Source organism: Parabacteroides acidifaciens, from assembly GCF_003363715.1.
Classification (GTDB): Bacteria; Bacteroidota; Bacteroidia; order Bacteroidales; family Tannerellaceae; genus Parabacteroides; species Parabacteroides acidifaciens.
Genome location: NZ_QREV01000076.1, coordinates 1 through 17370 on the forward strand (window position 1 = coordinate 1; position 17370 = coordinate 17370).

General features: G+C 47.0%; 15 protein-coding genes. 4 read left to right on the forward strand and 11 right to left on the reverse strand.

What is annotated here, in order from left to right; genetic code table 11:
* The coding region (locus tag DWU89_RS20945) for a hypothetical protein (RefSeq protein ID WP_208642491.1) at positions 1–280 on the forward strand (280 nt) is incomplete at its 5' end.
* A gap of 9 nt (positions 281–289) precedes the next feature.
* Here DWU89_RS20945 and DWU89_RS19035 read toward each other — a convergent pair.
* Together DWU89_RS19035 and DWU89_RS19040 are read right to left on the reverse strand one after the other, a co-directional pair.
* Positions 290–682: a hypothetical protein gene (locus DWU89_RS19035; protein ID WP_115501215.1), complete on the reverse strand. Its 393-nt coding sequence runs from the start codon at positions 680–682 to the stop codon at positions 290–292.
* A gap of 305 nt (positions 683–987) precedes the next feature.
* Positions 988–2397, reverse strand: coding sequence for a sulfatase family protein (locus DWU89_RS19040; RefSeq protein ID WP_115501229.1), 1410 nt, complete (start codon positions 2395–2397; stop codon positions 988–990).
* A gap of 144 nt (positions 2398–2541) precedes the next feature.
* Here DWU89_RS19040 and DWU89_RS19045 point away from each other — a divergent pair, with 144 nt between their 5' ends.
* Complete coding sequence (locus DWU89_RS19045; RefSeq protein ID WP_115501216.1) at positions 2542–4620, forward strand: DNA topoisomerase 3; 2079 nt, start codon at positions 2542–2544, stop codon at positions 4618–4620.
* Positions 4621–4630: 10 nt separating this feature from the next.
* On the opposite strand, the gene DWU89_RS20685 is transcribed toward DWU89_RS19045, so the two are convergent.
* Complete coding sequence (locus DWU89_RS20685) at positions 4631–4804, reverse strand: hypothetical protein (protein ID WP_158543408.1); 174 nt, start codon at positions 4802–4804, stop codon at positions 4631–4633.
* A gap of 64 nt (positions 4805–4868) precedes the next feature.
* On the opposite strand from DWU89_RS20685, the gene DWU89_RS19055 reads away from it, so the two are divergent.
* The gene (locus DWU89_RS19055; RefSeq protein ID WP_115501218.1) at positions 4869–5360 is read left to right on the forward strand and encodes an NUDIX hydrolase; all 492 of its coding nucleotides are present in this window, start codon (positions 4869–4871) and stop codon (positions 5358–5360) included.
* A 20-nt stretch (positions 5361–5380) separates the two neighbouring features.
* Positions 5381–6562, forward strand: coding sequence for a phosphoribosylaminoimidazolecarboxamide formyltransferase (locus DWU89_RS19060; RefSeq protein ID WP_262405933.1), 1182 nt, complete (start codon positions 5381–5383; stop codon positions 6560–6562).
* A gap of 63 nt (positions 6563–6625) precedes the next feature.
* Here the strand turns inward: DWU89_RS19060 and glmM are convergent, their stop codons facing one another.
* The 8 genes from glmM to DWU89_RS19100 all read right to left on the reverse strand — a co-directional run bounded on the left by glmM (position 6626) and on the right by DWU89_RS19100 (position 16048).
* Positions 6626–8014 (reverse strand): phosphoglucosamine mutase, encoded by a 1389-nt coding sequence (gene glmM, locus DWU89_RS19065; RefSeq protein ID WP_115501220.1) that lies wholly within the window; start codon positions 8012–8014, stop codon positions 6626–6628.
* 10 nt (positions 8015–8024) lie between these two features.
* Positions 8025–8606: a DUF4827 family protein gene (locus DWU89_RS19070; protein WP_115501221.1), complete on the reverse strand. Its 582-nt coding sequence runs from the start codon at positions 8604–8606 to the stop codon at positions 8025–8027.
* Between the two features lie 54 nt (positions 8607–8660).
* Positions 8661–9710, reverse strand: a complete 1050-nt coding sequence (locus tag DWU89_RS19075; protein ID WP_115501222.1) for a DHH family phosphoesterase — start codon at positions 9708–9710, stop codon at positions 8661–8663.
* Positions 9711–9750: 40 nt separating this feature from the next.
* Positions 9751–11031, reverse strand: coding sequence for a ComEC/Rec2 family competence protein (locus DWU89_RS19080; protein WP_115501223.1), 1281 nt, complete (start codon positions 11029–11031; stop codon positions 9751–9753).
* 73 nt (positions 11032–11104) lie between these two features.
* Positions 11105–11755 (reverse strand): ribulose-phosphate 3-epimerase, encoded by a 651-nt coding sequence (rpe, locus tag DWU89_RS19085; RefSeq protein WP_115501224.1) that lies wholly within the window; start codon positions 11753–11755, stop codon positions 11105–11107.
* Positions 11756–12109: 354 nt separating this feature from the next.
* Positions 12110–12703 (reverse strand): RNA polymerase sigma factor, encoded by a 594-nt coding sequence (locus DWU89_RS19090; protein WP_115501225.1) that lies wholly within the window; start codon positions 12701–12703, stop codon positions 12110–12112.
* A gap of 215 nt (positions 12704–12918) precedes the next feature.
* Positions 12919–14571 (reverse strand): OmpP1/FadL family transporter, encoded by a 1653-nt coding sequence (locus DWU89_RS19095; RefSeq protein WP_115501226.1) that lies wholly within the window; start codon positions 14569–14571, stop codon positions 12919–12921.
* Positions 14572–14647: 76 nt separating this feature from the next.
* The gene (locus tag DWU89_RS19100; RefSeq protein WP_115501227.1) at positions 14648–16048 is read right to left on the reverse strand and encodes a hypothetical protein; all 1401 of its coding nucleotides are present in this window, start codon (positions 16046–16048) and stop codon (positions 14648–14650) included.
* Positions 16049–17370: the final 1322 nt, after the last annotated feature.

The following is a 17370-nucleotide window of genomic DNA, read 5'->3' on the forward strand; positions in this document are numbered from 1 at the left end:
TGTTTTCGATAATCAAATTGCACGCTTTTCAGAACGGACTGCGCACCTCGTTTTTCTTATTGTCAGAAAGGGGAGCTTAAACCGTGAAAAGAGTCAATCCAAAATCGATCAAGATTTCGGACGAAATAGAAAAATGGCCGAAAAGGGGGGGGGTATTGTAATATTTGCGATTTATAATTTATCCTTTTTGGAGGTTTCCAACGGCAATATTGTAAAGCGATCTTATAGTGATACATTACGGGAATTGAGGCGAAAACTAAACACAACAAAAGGGACTTAGGTCTCTTTTTTATATCTTTTCTCCGGACAGAAAGGCTTGCAGCATTTCTTCTATGGTGTCAAATTCATAGTCCTCACCGAATGAATCCTCCGAAGCATCGCCAATCGCATATTTATGCTTCTCCAAAAGGCAGCGAAAAGTCCACAAATCCCTTTGCCCAAGCCATAAACATCCCTGCTCATACCACTCAAAGATTAGTATATCGTCACATTCAAAATATCCAAAGAAGTTATTATTAATCCTGAAGTATGCCACAAGCTCATCCATTATTTCAGCCGGAACGCCATAATCCATACAATTTCTTCGGAACTCTTGCAATTGGCTCTCAGTCGCCGGTTTACAGGATAATCTATAATTGTCCCTATACTTATCAAAGAGTGTCTGTATCCTATTTATTTCCATATCAGTACCTAAAACTTTTCATCGGCGTCACCTTTTGCCATGATAGTACAAAGATAGGAAATCATGATTATACAAGTCACCTTGCTTACATAAAAATAGGAGAAATTTTTCACATACGGGCAAAAAAAAGGCTATCCATCACGGACAGCCAATCTTCATTGTTAACCTTAAATCTAATACCATGAAAAACACAGTGCAAATATAAGGACTTTATGTTATGTAGCATATACTTTTGCTTGGAAATCTCATTTCTTTAAATCTATTTAACTAAAACATGCTACAAAACATAGTTTTCCAGCAAATCACTATTGCAAAAACGCCGGTTCCCGACGCTCCTTCCCTTTCTGTCGGGTAAGGTTGTCGCCCAATTCTTCGCGCATCCGGTCGGCAATCTTCATCAGACGGGCAGCTTCCTCCGGATATTGGGTAATGACATCATAGCGTTCTCCCGGATCGCGGCGCAGGTCGTACATCTCCGCTTTATAGAGTTGCAGGTTTGTCAATTGGCCGGGCTGCCCGTCGTTACCGGGGACGAAAGCGCCGTATGTCACGTACTTATGAGGGAAAACAAGCTTGAACTGTCCGTCGGTCACGGCTTCCAGGTCGTTCTTATTATAATAATAGACAAATGACTCGCGCGGATTAGCCCCTTTCTCACCCTTGATCAGTGGCAGGATACTCACCCCGTCGATCTTCCGTTGCGGTAGCGGAGCTCCGCTTATCTCGGCCAGCGTCGGGAAGAGGTCGATATTGGAGGCCAACTTATTACAGGTCGTCCCCGGCTGTGTCTTTCCTTTCCAGTACATCACACAGGGAACACGGTTACCGCCGTCAAACGTAGTGGCTTTCGCTTCACGCAGGCCACCGGCCGATCCGGCATGGTTCCCGTAGTTTGCCCACGGGCCGTTGTCGGAGGTCAGCACGACCAGCGTATTCTCTTCCAGCCCCAGTTCGCGCAACGTTTTCAGGACTTCGCCCACGCTCCAGTCAATCTCCATCATCACATCTCCATACAAGCCTTGCTCGCTCTTTCCCTTGAACTTATCGGATACGGCTAACGGCACGTGCGGCATGGAATGGGCCAGATAGAGCAGGAACGGCTTGTTCTTATTCTTTTTGATAAAATCGACCGAACGTGTGGTATAGTCGGTCGTAAACCGGGACTGGTCCGTGTTATAACCTGCCACTTCATTCCCATCGTATGTCGGCAGATCAGGAAAATTAAAGACTTCTCCCTGCTGGGGATGGAAAGGCCACATATCATTGGAAAAGGGCAAGCCGTAGTATTCGTCGAAGCCGTTTTGCAAAGGAAGGAACTGCCGCTGGCTGCCTAAATGCCATTTCCCGAAAACAGCCGTGCTGTATCCTTTTTGTTTCAGCAATTCTCCCATTGTCATCTCCTCCGGATGGATACCGTAATTGGAATCCGGACCGGGGGCACCGGCAAAACCGATACGGTTCGGATAACACCCGGTCAGCAGCCCGGCACGCGAAGCACCGCTGATCGGCTGTCCGGCAAGGAAATGGGTGAAACGGACACCCTCGGCGGCCATCTTGTCGATATTCGGCGTCGTATAGCCGTACGCCCCGTTAAAGGAGAAGTCACCATAGCCGACATCGTCCAGGTTTATGATGATAAAGTTCGTATAATCGGCTGCTTGCGAACACAACGGCAAGCTGCCTAAAGCTGACAATAAGATCAATTTATTCATGATATTTACATTTCTGGTTACATTAATCCGGAAGCCCGGACAACACGCCAAAGATAACGAAGATTAGCCAAAATCACACGGATGATTTCGGAAAGTCGCCAGGAAAGCGTATTTTTGTATGTTGATTCAAAAAAGAGAGTATTGCGGATGAAAGTATGTATAGCTGAAAAGCCCAGCGTGGCACGCGAAATAGCAGAAGTGCTCGGGGCAACCAATCGGATGAACGGGTATATCGAAGGAAACGGTTATCAGGTTACCTGGACTTTCGGGCATCTGTGCACTCTCAAGGAACCGAACGACTATTCAGACAGCTGGAAACGGTGGAGCCTCGCCTCCCTGCCGATGATCCCGCCCCGTTTCGGTATCAAGCTGATCAGCAATCCCACATACGAACAGCAATTCAAGGTCATCGAAGAGCTGATGCAAAAGGCCGAAATGGTCATCAACTGCGGGGATGCCGGGCAGGAAGGGGAACTTATCCAACGCTGGGTGATGCAAAAGGCCGGCTGCAAATGCCCGGTCTACCGCCTGTGGATCTCGTCGCTGACCGAAGAGGCAATCCGCGAGGGCTTTCAACACCTGAAAGAGCAGACCGAATTTACCTCGTTATACGAAGCCGGACTTTCCCGCGCCATCGGCGACTGGCTGTTAGGGATGAACGCGACCCGCCTCTACACGCTCCGCTACGGACAAAACCGGCAGGTGCTCTCCATCGGAAGGGTACAAACCCCTACCTTAGCGCTGATCGTCAACCGCCAGGCCGAGATAGACAACTTCAAGCCGGAACCCTATTGGGAACTGAAGACGGTTTACCGCAATACGACTTTCTCCGCCACCAAAGGCAAATTCACCAAAAAGGAGGAAGGGGAAGCCTTCCTGGAGATTGCCCGGCAGGAAGATTTCACCGTCACCGACATATCCGAAAAGAAGGGGAAGGAATATGCGCCCCGTCTTTTCGACCTGACCTCGTTGCAGGTGGAATGTAACAAGAAGTTCGCCTTTACGGCAGACGACACGCTGAAACTGATCCAGTCGCTCTATGAAAAGAAAGTGACGACCTATCCGCGTGTAGACACGACTTACCTGAGTGACGACATTTATCCGAAGATACCGAACACGTTGAGCGGCCTGGTCGACTACGCCGAACTGACCGCCCCGCTGCTGAAAGCGAAAATAAGGAAGGACAAGCGCGTGTTCGACAATTCGAAGGTGACGGACCACCATGCGATCATCCCGACCGGCGTGCACGCCCGCAACCTGACGGAGAACGAACGGAAGGTCTACGACCTGGTCGCCCGCCGTTTCATTGCCGCCTTCTATCCGGATTGCGAAATCTCGACAACCACGGTTCTCGGCAAAGTAGGCAAGGTGGACTTCAAAGTGACGGGCAAGCAGATACTCAAACCGGGGTGGCGCGTCGTCTTCGGCGCCGAGCAAAAAGACCCGGATGCCGAACCGGCCGAAGAAGAAGGCGTACTGCCGGACTTCGTGAAAGGGGAAAGCGGACCGCACAAGCCGACATTAGGCGAGAAATGGACACAGCCGCCCAAGCCTTACACGGAAGCGACTTTGCTACGCGCCATGGAAACAGCTGGCAAACTGGTCGACAACGACGAACTGCGCGACGCCTTGAAGGAGAACGGAATCGGCCGTCCTTCCACCCGCGCCGCCATTATCGAGACATTGTTCAAACGCAATTATATCCGCAAGGAACGCAAGAACCTCTATCCCACCGCCACCGGTGTGGAACTGATCGGTACGATCCAGGAGGAATTGCTGAAAAGTGCTGAACTGACCGGCCTCTGGGAAAAGAAACTGCGCCAGATCGAACGGGGCACATACGAAGCGCGTACTTTCCTGGAAGAGCTGAAACAGCTTGTCCACCAAGTCGTGCTCAACGTCCTCTCCGACCAGACCGGCCGTACGATCACCATCGAGCAGACTGCGCCCGAAAAGCCGCAAACAGAAAAAGAACCAAAGGAAAAGAAGCCGCGCAAACCACGCGCCAAAAAGGGACCCGCCACCGCTCAACAACCGGAGGAAGCCGCTTCCGCCGCAAAACCGGTATGCCCTGTCTGCCAAAAGGGTAGCATCCTGCGTGGAAAAACAGCCTATGGCTGCTCCGAATACAAAAACGGCTGTACATTCCGCATGGATTATGCCACTTACGGCGAAGGTTTATCAGATGAGGAGTTGATCAAGGCGATTAGCAGGATTGGGAAATAATAGACGTACATTACCGATAACGAGACATTACTTCTTCAAAAGGAATTAACAACCCTTGATCAGCCTGTTCAATGCCAACCTTGATATCTTCATAAACATAAGAAGGCATCAAAGGTTGCTTTGCTTTATATTCAACCATCGGTTCACGCAAGCGATTATATTCTTGATGTTCTTCTTCTTTCATATATTCCATATTATTGGCAAAGATAACCTTATTTCCTTATCTTTGTTCTCTAAATCAGAAATTAATGAACGAAGAATGGTTTCCCTTAGTGAATGAAGAGGGAGAGACAATAGGAAAGGCAACCCGTAAAGAATGCCACAGCGGCTCGAAGATGCTGCATCCGGTCGTACACCTGCATATCTTCAATGAAGCAGGCGACCTTTATCTGCAAAAACGTTCGATGACAAAAGATATCCAACCCGGCAAATGGGACACCGCTGTGGGCGGCCATATCGATTATGGCGAGACGGTAGAAGAAGCGCTCCGCCGGGAAGTACGCGAGGAACTGGGGATAACCGATTTTGCGCCTCAGTTTATCACCCGCTACGTCTTTGAATCGGCCATCGAAAAGGAACTGGTCAACACCTTCCGCACCACCTACGACGGCCCGTTCGCCCCCGATCCTTCCGAGCTTGACGAAGGACGTTTCTGGCCGAAAGCCGAGATACTCGCCAATATGGGTAAAGGCGTCTTTACGCCTAACTTCGAAGGAGAATACAAACGACTATTCATGTAACTACAAAGCATAAAAGCATTCTGAACATGGCAAAAGAATTAGAACTCAAGTACGGCTGTAACCCCAACCAGAAGCCGTCGCGCATCTTCATGCAGCAAGGGGAATTGCCGATCGAAGTACTGAACGGCCGCCCGGGATATATCAATTTCCTGGATGCCTTCAACAGCTGGCAATTAGTCAAAGAACTGAAAGAAGCAACCGGGCTGCCTGCCGCCGCCTCTTTCAAACACGTTAGTCCCGCCGGGGCTGCCGTAGGGATTGAAATGAGCGACACGCTGAAAAAGATTTATTTCGTAGACGATCTTCAGCTCACCCCGCTTGCTACCGCTTACGCCCGTGCCCGTGGGGCAGACCGCATGTCTTCTTACGGTGATTTCATCGCACTGAGCGACACCTGTGACGAAGCGACCGCCCGCCTCATCAACCGCGAAGTGTCTGACGGCGTAATCGCTCCCGACTATACGCCGGAAGCCTTAGCAATACTGAAGAACAAACGGAAAGGAACTTACAACGTCATCAAGATCGACCCGGCCTACCGCCCTGCCCCCATCGAACACAAGGATGTATTCGGCATCACGTTCGAGCAGGGACGCAACGAAATCAAGCTGGACGAAAGCCTATTGACTAATATCCCGACGAAGAACCAACACTTCCCGGACGAAGCCAAACGCGACCTGATCATCGCTTTGATCACGCTGAAATATACGCAAAGCAACTCTGTCTGCTACGTCAAAGACGGACAGGCAATCGGCATCGGCGCCGGACAGCAGAGCCGCATCCACTGTACCCGTCTGGCCGGAAACAAAGCCGACATCTGGTACCTGCGCCAGCATCCGAAAGTGATGAACCTGCCCTGGATCGAAAAGATACGCCGTGCAGACCGCGACAATACGATCGACGTCTACATCAGCGACGACCACGAGGATGTACTCGCCGACGGCATCTGGCAACAGTTCTTCACCGAAAAGCCAGAAGTTCTGACCCGCGAGGAAAAACGTACCTGGCTCGATACGCTGAAAGGTGTTTCGCTGGGCTCCGACGCCTTCTTCCCCTTCGGCGACAACATCGAACGGGCGCATAAAAGTGGTGTGGACTACATCGCACAGGCTGGCGGCTCCGTTCGCGACGACCATGTGATCGACACCTGCGACAAATATGGTATCGCAATGGCATTCACCGGCGTTCGTCTGTTCCATCATTAAACGCAAAAAAAGAGGTTATGCAATCAAGCACAACCTCTTTTCTTTTTTTATCTCGATAATAGATTACTTACACATATCACGGATAATCTGGATCAGCTCATCGCCGATTTCTTCCGCTTCCTGCATCGTGTGGGCTTCGGAATAGATACGGATGATCGGTTCCGTGTTGCTCTTGCGCAGGTGAACCCATTTTTCAGGGAAGTCGATCTTCACGCCGTCGATATCGGTGATATCATACTGGGCAAACTTCTCTTTCACCTTAGCTAAGATAGCATCCACATCGATATCCGGAGTCAGTTCCACCTTCTTCTTAGAGATGAAATACGGAGGATAAGAAGCGCGCAGTTCGCTGGTCTTCATCTGTTTCTTTGCCAAATGCGTCAGGAACAGGGCGATACCCACCAAAGCATCGCGACCATAATGGCTTGCCGGATAGATCACGCCGCCGTTACCTTCACCACCGATGATTGCGTTGGTCGCTTTCATCTTCGTGACAACATTCACCTCGCCTACTGCCGCTGCATTATATTCGCCGCCGTGAGCACGGGTTACGTCGCGCAATGCGCGGCTGGAACTCAGGTTGCTAACCGTGTTACCCGGAGTATGCGTCAGGACATAGTCGCTGACAGCCACCAGTGTATATTCTTCGCCAAACATTTCGCCGTCTTCGCAGATGATAGCCAAACGGTCCACGTCCGGGTCTACTACAAAGCCGACATCCGCTTTGGCATGTTTCATCAGATCGGAGATCTCCGTCAGGTTTTCAGGGATCGGTTCCGGGTTATGCGCAAAATTACCGTGAGGCGCACAATGCAACTTGAAGATTTCCTTCACGCCTAAAGCTGAAAGCAATTCCGGAATAACGATACCGCCTACCGAGTTCACGCAGTCGATAGCGACACGGAAATTAGCAGCCTTGATCGCTTCCACATCTACCAGATCCAGCTTGAGGACGCTTTCTATATGTTTTTGATTGTAGCTGTTGTTGGCAATCACTTTTCCCAATTGATCGACATCCGCAAACACGAAACTTTCTTCAGCTGCGATCTTGAGCACTTCGGCCCCTTCGGCAGCATCCAGAAATTCGCCGCGTTCGTTCAGCAACTTCAGCGCGTTCCACTGTTTCGGATTATGACTGGCGGTCAGGATAATACCACCGCAAGCATTTTCCCAGGCAACAGCCAGTTCGGTAGTCGGAGTTGTAGCCAGGTCGATGTCTACCACATCAAAGCCCATCCCGGTCAATGTGCCGAGAACGACTTGTTTCACCATCGGACCGGAGATACGTGCATCACGACCTACGACGATCTTGTTTGTTGTCACCTTCGTGTTTTTCTTAATGAATGTAGCATATGCAGCCACAAACTTGACAATAGCCAACGGATTGAGCCCATCTTCAGGGTTCCCGCCTATTGTACCACGGATACCGGAAATAGATTTAATCAGTGTCATTTAGTTAGATTTATTTTTTAAAGATATATCTTACTTTCTCAAAATAGACAGGCGTTCCTGTGCTTTGGAAATCCCCAAGAGTCCCCATCTGCTTAAAAGGAACGATCAGTTTTACATATGCACTGTCTCCCACATAAGGCAAGCCAGCCGCCAAACCGGGGCTGATGAATATATTATAATAATAGCTGTAAAGCCCTTCACTATAATAACCATACTTGAACTCGACCGGGTGCGTACCGTTGGAATGCGGGCCGAGCAAGTCAACGGTACCAGTACCGAAGCTGCTGCTTTCCATGAACAATGTAGCCATAAAACGAGTCTGGACATCAGTCTTTCCCATCACTGCACGTTCACTGTTCCCCTTTTCAATAATATTCAGATAAACACCATCTTCCAGCTTTACGAATTCATTTTCCTTAAAAATACTATCTTTAGGAAAATCATCTAAAAAGACCAATCCGCTATCCTTCTCCAGACGATCAATAGCCTTTTGTTGGGCCTTCAACATATCAGTGTATGACTTTGTCTTGTCACACGACACCACCATTACGGCAGCGCACATAATCAACAGGATATAAAAACCTCTCTTCATCTGTTACGTATTAATTGTAAATGACTGGCAAATGTATATAATCTCTGCCATATCTCAGGCATGTTTGTCTAATTCTTCTGTTTTATTAGGATTAAATTCTTTTAATCCTTTCTCAAATACGGCAACGGCATCGGCCAATGAGCCGTAAAATTCCCCACCCGAAGCATTTTTATGTCCCCCGCCATTAAAATACTGGCTTGCAAAGCGGTTACAGGGGAAGTCGCCGACAGAGCGTAGCGAAACCTTGACATAATCTTTGTCTTCACGGATAAAGACACTGAATGTCACCCCTTCGATACTCAACGGCAGATTGACAAATCCCTCCGTATCACCCGTTACGTAGTGGAAACGGTTCAGTTCTTCCAGCGAAAGCGTAATCAAAGCGGCTTGTTTCTCCGGGTAAACTTTCATCTTTTCGTACAGGACATAGCCCATCAGACGCAGGCGGCTTTCCGAATACACCTGGTTTACTTTCCGGTAGATCAAATCCTTATCGATACCTTTCTTAATCAATTCACTTATGATCGTATAAATCTCCGGCTTATTCGAGTTATAGGTAAAAGAGCCCGTATCCGTCATCATGCCGGTATAGATACAAGCGGCACAGTCTTTATTGATCAACTCGAACATCCCCATGCGGCAGATAAAGCGGAAAACCATCTCGCTTGTGGACGACATTTCCGGATATGACATCGTCACACGGCAGAAATCGGCAGGATTCAGGTGATGGTCGATCATCACCTTGCGACCGTCAGCTGCCACGACTGCCGGAGCCAACTTCTCGATGCGCTTCGGTTCGTTGAAATCCAGGCAGAAGATAACATCCGCATCACGGACCAACTGCTCGGCAAAATCAGGATATTTCTCATGAATGACGATTTCCTTATTACCCGGCATCCATTTATAGAACTGGGGGAAATCGTTGGGTACCACTACCGCCACATTATCTTTTCCATAAGCTGTCAGAAAATGGTAAAGTCCCAAAGCGGAACCTATAGCGTCCCCGTCCGGGGTAACATGTGTCACGATAACAAAACTTTCGCCTTTCTCGACGTATTTCTTAGCTTTCTGTATTTTCTCTTCCTGAATGATTTTCGTAATCATATATATTCTCTTATATTCAGTGACAAAGGTACGACTTTTTTTATATTCCACACAGCATTAAATTTCCAATCAGCCGGACAATCAAGATAATTAACAACAAAGCCAGTGCCGCAAACAGATATGCCGGACGCTTGGAACGGCCATACAGCAAGACAAACAGGAGCATACCATACGCCGCCAACATCGTAAAGAGATCGAACCGGAAAGAAAAGACAGCCCCCGGTACGCGACTGAAGGAATCGACCAGTCGGAGCAATCCATGCGTCAGCCCCTCCACCCCGGCCTGTAACCATTCATAACCGGGACATCCTGCCGGCAGCAGCATCCAGGCCAACCCCATAGGGATCAGCAAAGTTGCCAAAAGAGTCATCGGCAGATTAGTCAGCAAAAAGACAGTCGAGAACTGCCCGAAATAATAAAGGCAAAGAAACGCCGTTCCTATCTGCGCCGCCAGCGTGACGGTAATCCACTGCCAAGGCGCCCGGAGCAAAGGATTACGGACTTTCATCAACCGCTGCAACCGGGGTTGAAAATAAAGAATGGAGAGCACAGCCAGATAGCTCAACTGGAAACCGATGTCGAACAGATAGAGAGGCTCATAAACCAGCATGCAAAAAGCTGATGCCGCCAATATATTATAACGTTCCACCCTCCTTCCCAACACCCCTCCGATCAGAAACAAAGTCAGCATCAAGGCCGCCCGGACAGCCGATGCCGCCAACCCTGTCACCGCGACAAAAAGCCATAACAACAGAACCGTCAACAGATACCGGACCCACCGGCATGGTTCGCTTCGGGGAAGGAATGACAGGAAAAAAGACAGGAAGCCACAAACAACAGCCACATGAAAACCACTCACCGCCAGGATATGAGCCACACCGGCAACCGAAAAACGTTGCCGGACATCCCGATCCATCGCCTCCCGGTAGCCAACGGTAATAGTCGCCAGCACCGACTTTTCCTCATCCGTCAGGTTCAACCTGCCGAAAGGTTCCAACAGACGCAGTTGTTCTTCTTTTGCCAAACGGGAAAGAGCCGATTCCGAATGCTCGAAAGATAAATCGACCTGCGAACAGGCGGTCTTCTGTATGGAAAGAAAAAGCAGCAGGGATACAAAGACCGCACCCCAAAGCCAGCGCGTTTCATAGCAAAACGCCCCTCGCTCCTTCGTTCCAAAACAGGAAAGAACAAGGACCAAAAGGGGGAACAACAGAAATAATACGGAATAAGCATAAAGCGGGAAAGCTGTTTGCAGGATGATTCCCGCAATCCAGACAAGCAACGGACGGGAAAAAGGACGTATCTGTAATTCTTTTATCATAATGTAAGGCTTTGAATTTGTTGATTGTAAATGATGATTTGCCGGGATATCGGCAAATCATCATTTACCTATATTATAATTCCTTCAACTCCCGAATCGTCTGCAACGGATCAGGAGAACGGAAGACGAAGCTGCCTGCAACCAGTACATCGGCGCCTACCTCGACCAGACGTTTCGCGGTCTGCATATTCACACCGCCATCCACTTCGATCAGGGTGTCCAGCCCTTTAGCCAGTATCATATCTTTCAGGCGGGCCGTCTTATCGACCGAATGTTCGATGAACTTCTGTCCGCCATAACCCGGATTAACCGACATCAGCAACACCATATCCAAATCCTGCAAAATATCTTCCAACAGGCAAATCGGCGTATGCGGGTTCAACGTAACAGCCGCTTTCATCCCGGCCTCTTTAATAGCTCCCACCGTCCGGTGCAGGTGTGTACAAGCCTCATAGTGCACATTCATCATATAAGCACCCGTAGCCGCCACTTCCGGTATAAACTTTTGCGGCTCGACGATCATCAGGTGCACATCCATCGGTTTCCGGCAAACCGGTTTCAACGCTTCCAAAACCGGGAAACCAAAAGATATATTAGGAACAAATACACCGTCCATAATATCCAGATGCAACCAATCGGCATCACTCTTGTTTATCATCTCCACATCCCGCTGCAAGTTCAGAAAATCGGCAGCTAACAGAGAAGGTGCTATCTTATGTTTCATATCTTTAATCTTTTATGCAAAGGTATGAAAAAAGAAAGAGAATACCAGCAAAGGTATCCTCTTTCCATTTTTTTCTTAGTTCATTACCAAACCACAGAGTTCCGTGCGTAAAGCGGGTTCTGAATGATAAACCCTCGCGAATTGGGTAAGGAAATCAAGTGTCTGCCGACGCGGCGAACTTTTCCTGTCCTTCCGGTTTCTGTCTGTTTTATTTTCTATTCCATTCATACATTGAGTAGAAAGTCTCTTCATAGGCACTTCGTGTTTTTAATCTTGTTTGATTATAAAACGGCCAACTTCTCCCCTTATTGTATGAACAAGAAAGAATAATTTTCGATTCTCAATTTTCAATTATCAAGCCATCGACAGCTCAATGCTATTCTCCTCCGCCATGCGACGCATGTTCAGGATAGCATAGCGCATACGTCCTAAAGCCGTATTGATGCTCACACCTGTGATATCGGCTATTTCTTTAAAGCTGAGATCCTGATAATAGCGCATTTCCAGCACTTCGCGTTGGCTGTCGGGAAGATGTTTCACCAGCTTCTTTACATCAGACAGCACCTGGCGACGCACGATATTATCCTCGATCGTACCGTCACAAAGTTTGATATTATTGAAAAGATCCACTTCCACCTCATCGTTAGAGACCGTGTTTTCACTGCGTTCCTGACGGAAGTTATCGATAATCAGGTTGTGAGCGATGCGGGTAATCCAGGCTTTAAACTTGCCGTTTTCCGTATAACGACCTTGTTTAATAGTCATAATCACCTTGACAAACGTCTCCTGAAAGATATCTTCTGTGAGATCTTTGTTGCGAACTATAAAGTAAATGTAGGAGTGTATGCTACTCTTGTAACGATTCAACAATACATCGAAAGCAGCATTATTACCTTCTGCATAAAGAACCACCAACTCTTCGTCGGTCTTCATTCTTAAAGTATTCATTACTTCTCTATTTTTTAGTTTTCTTGAGTAATGTTTATGCTATAGGCAATGCAGTTTAAAATTGTTAGACAATAATATTATTTATATTTACAAAGGCAAAAGAACAAAAAGTATTTTAAATAGGCAAACATTTCCTTTTTTTTTACACAAAAAAGCCCCCTGACCGTACGATTTTTGTACGAACAGGGGACTTTTGCAAACAAACTATGATATTGTTAGAACTTATAACCTAATGTCAGGGCAACCTGGGTGGTGTTTGTCTTCAAGCCGATTGCATCTGAGCTGACCACCTTTTCACCATCTATGATAATATTAGAGAAAGTATAAGCATCTTCTTTATACTGGCGATAGACACATGCTAAATCCATATAGAAATTAGGTGTAAACCTGTAGCCCAATCCCACTGTATAAGCGGTTGTTCCTTTATCCAATGTATAGTTTACAGAGGTTCCCGAAGGGAATATTTCAAGATTCCCATCTCTTACCTCTTTCTGGAACGGACTGCTCTTCCAATTGAAACCGGCACGAATAGCAAACTGCGGAGTTACTTTTACTTCCGCACCAGCTTTAAACGTATGCGCCAACCCGAAATGTTCTTTGAATAAATCATTATCAGGGTACTCATATCCATCTCTATCAGATAAACTCATGTGTTTATAATTACTCAATTCATAATCCACACTTATCAGAGCTGTCTGTCCAATAATACCTGCTGCACTGAAAATCCATTTATCGGCTGAACGTAAGCGATAATCAGTATAAGGATTCGGATCTGTGGGCGTTTCACCATCCATAATTGGATTTTTAGGATCTCCACCATTCTGAGTTTGAGCAGAAGCATAATAACTGTCCGTCATGTTATACCAAGTCGGCGAGTTATAAGCAACCCCAAAACGAAGATTGTCATTTGCACGAACTATCGCACCAAGATTAAATGAATAACCGGTTCCATCAGTTGCTTTTTGGTTGTCCCAAAATAAATGGTCCGTAGTATTATCAGTATAATAATACTTCTCCGTATACTCAGAACTCATTCTATAACGCAGGTCTGTAATAGCAATCGTAGCCCCTAAGAACACCCGATTGGAAATATTCGTTGCAAAAGAAAAATCATACTTATCAATCGCTCCTCTCTCTCTCACTTCCAGAAGAACATCGTCCGGACGGCTATCAGGATACCATCCCCCCTGTTCATTCGGCTCAGCAAAAGTAGAATGATACTGCCTTCCTCCTTCTACATCAGTACCGATCAAACCACTCTGATAAGCCAAAGCCGGCAACCAAAGTCCTCCTAAACTATTATAAGCCAGTCTTCGTTCACTCTCATTATTCGATAACAACGGAACCAAATCATCCTCCGGAATGCCTAATAAACTTGAATTGGAAAGAATTGCATTGGAAGCGTAAGCAGCTGCATAATCGCCTAAAGAAAATGCCTGATTACCAGCCAAACTATAATTGCGATTAAAGTTTTTCACACGATTATAGGAAAAGCCGACATTCCATCCGACTAAACCTTCATCGTTCCCGGTCGGGAAATAACCGACATAAGCAATATTATCAAAGTTGAACTTTGTATTTTTAGTATCAATCTTCGACCCGTTCCAATCAGAGTTTGTCTTAATCGAAGACAGGCTCAAGGTTGTTACAACCTCCGAACTCCGATAAATGCCCAATCCTGCCGGATTGGCCGACATAGCAGAGATATCACCGCCTAATGCTCCGAAAGCCCCGCCCATACTAAGATAACGAGCCGTTCCATTCAAATCTGTTTGAGAATACCGATAGGCATCCATTTCACCTTGCGCAAACGCAGCACCACCACTTAATAGGAATGCTGAAACTAATAAGCATGCTATTCTGTTCATCACTTTAACTTTTATATCTTATATAGATAAAGGGGCGGCTTGCCCCTTTATAATTTTAATTCCATACACCAATTGTTTATCGACGATGGCCGCCACCACCACTTCTGCTGCTGTAACCGCTACCGCCGCCACCGCCACTGGAACGGCTGCTGCCACCACCGGAAGATCCGCTAAAAGAAGAACGGCTACTGCTACTGCTTCTCGAAGGAGTATAAGTGCTCTGACTTCTTTGTTGAGACTGGCTCGAACGAGTGCTATAATTACTTCTACTTCTGCTTTCTGCCGGAGCTGTATACTGACGGTTGGATGAAGAAGTTCGAGAAGGAGATGTACTGATCGAATTTGCGTCATTCCTACGATTTACACGTGTTCTTGTTGTGCTGTTAGCAGAAGAAGACGGGCGTGTAGTGATGCCGCTACTGTTTTCATTTCGGATGGAAGTACCCTGAGATGTCGAAGGACGTCCGGAACGACTGCTATACCGGTTTCTGTCGATTGATCCGGAAGAAGACGAATTGCCATCTCCTCTTAACGAAGAAGCAGATCCATTATAACGACTGCGGGTAGAACTTCTATAAGAGGAACTGTTTCCTCTGTTGCTCGATCCTCTATAACTGCTTGCATAAGCGGAACGTCCTCCGTTACTGCGATAATGGTTGGGAGTATAGTAATGATGATGGTGTCCCCAGGAACCAGCCCAGTAACCACCGCCCCAATAACCGGGTCCCCAGTAGCCACCCCAGCCCCAAGACGGGCCGTAGAAGCCGGCATAGAAACCGCCCCATCCCCAGCCGAAGCCCCAGGACGGGCCGTAACCCCAATAGCGGGCAGGGCTGTAAATCCACGGATCATACCAACCGCCGTACCAGCCACCATACCAGCCGCTGTACCAGGGGTCATAGTAACCGCCATAGCCACCGTAGCCCATATTGACGTTGACATTCACATTTGTTTGTCCGTCGGAATAGTCCGTATCATATCCGTAAGCATAATAACCGTCGCTCAGATACAGGTTCACCTGGTCTGCTCCTGCGACTGTAATCTTACTGGGGGAATGATAGCGGATGATACGTTCGGTATACTCCGTATCTGAACGGCGTTCCTTTTTGGTATCGGAAGCAACCGACTTGGCATTATCGATATCGTCGTTGTACTCGGCAAGAACTTCACCGTCCGTATATTCGTCGGCATCCTCATCGTACGGTTCTTCCACATCGACGGAAGAGTACCGGCGGTTATATTCATCGATAGCACGATCTTCGTCAGATACAGCAGCTTTCCTTTTGCTCGTGCTGTAGGTAGACGAAATCACCGTGCGTTCTGCATTCTCTTTTTCTTTAGGCTGTATAACCTTCTCTTCTGTTTTTTCTTTTTTATCTTTTTTGCTGGAAGAGAAATACACATCATCAAAGAACTCTTCCTGGGCTACGGCGCTGAAGCCTACCAGGAGCATCACCATCAAAGACGTTAATTTCATGGGTTTCATATTCGTTTCTCCTCTACTTTATAATATTTCTACTACTTAGACTAAAAATGTGAGGGTAGGTTTAATCCTCCACTCTGCCTTAAATAAAGACTATCCATTTTATTTACAAATATAGCTGTTTCCAAATAAGTTCCAAGCATTTATATATACTTTAACCATCCGGACATTTCTATTGCCCGATAATCCTTATTTATATACAAGATGTTCCCGGGAAACAAAACGCTGCACGAGGAAGCAAAGGTTCAATTATTTGGCATTTGTTCTTCTGTCTAAAACTCACAGATAAATAATTTATAGCTCACTTTTGTCAAGTTTTGAACCTCTTGCAAATCTGATGAATATTACAATAACCCCCTTTTCGTCCGTTTTTCTATTTCGCCTGAAATCTTGATCGATTTTGGATTGACTCTTTTCACGGTTTAAACTCCCCTTTCTGACAATAAGAAAAATGAGGTGCGCAGTCCGTTTCGGAAAGCGTGCAATTTGATTACCGAAAACCGGAAACGCCGACAATGTGATAAAGCTTAACTCCCGGAGAATCGAATATTTGGAAATAAAACGGACGGCGCCCCAAATATCCCAAGGAAATTCAGGTGCTTTTTTGCCCTGAAAACGGTCCTCTTTCCAATTACGACCGTTCAAATCGCCATTACGACCGTCCTAATCTTCGCGAGCTGCCGAGTGCACTACACATTAGCACGGTCGCAATGGCAAAGAGGACGGTCATAATTGCGGAAAACATTCAAAAAAGGCGAAAAAGTCCCTTTTTGAGGCCCAAAAAGCAGATTAACATTTGTTTTGTTTCGGCTGTCTTTTGGAACTAAAAAATCCGTTTTATACAATAAGCCCCCTTAAGATAGTTGAAAGTTAAGAGTTGAAAGTTAGAAGAGATCGTAAACGATCCTGTTCCCGCGCTTGACGCGGGATCGCATTAAAACCGACCGTATAAACAACTGATTGATAAGGACCGTTTTATTGCGGCCCCGCGTCAAGCGCGGGGACAGGGCAGTTTTGACACATCCCTAAGCTCTAAAACCGTTCGTTGAAACGAAACGGCAAAAGAGAGCCTACGGCAGAGGGCTTATTGTATAAAACGGATTGTTCAGGGTAAAAAGACATCCGAAACCAAACAAATGTCAACCCACTTTTCAGCCGTCAAAAAGGAGCTTTTTTCTATGATCTGGCACCTTATCGCCATGAAGAGGGACTTTATCGCTCTGACCCGGAACTTTGTTGCTCTGAAGTCGGACTTCATATAGCACGAAGTCAACCTTCAGAGCGATGAAGCGTTACTTCAAGGCAATTTTCTGCGC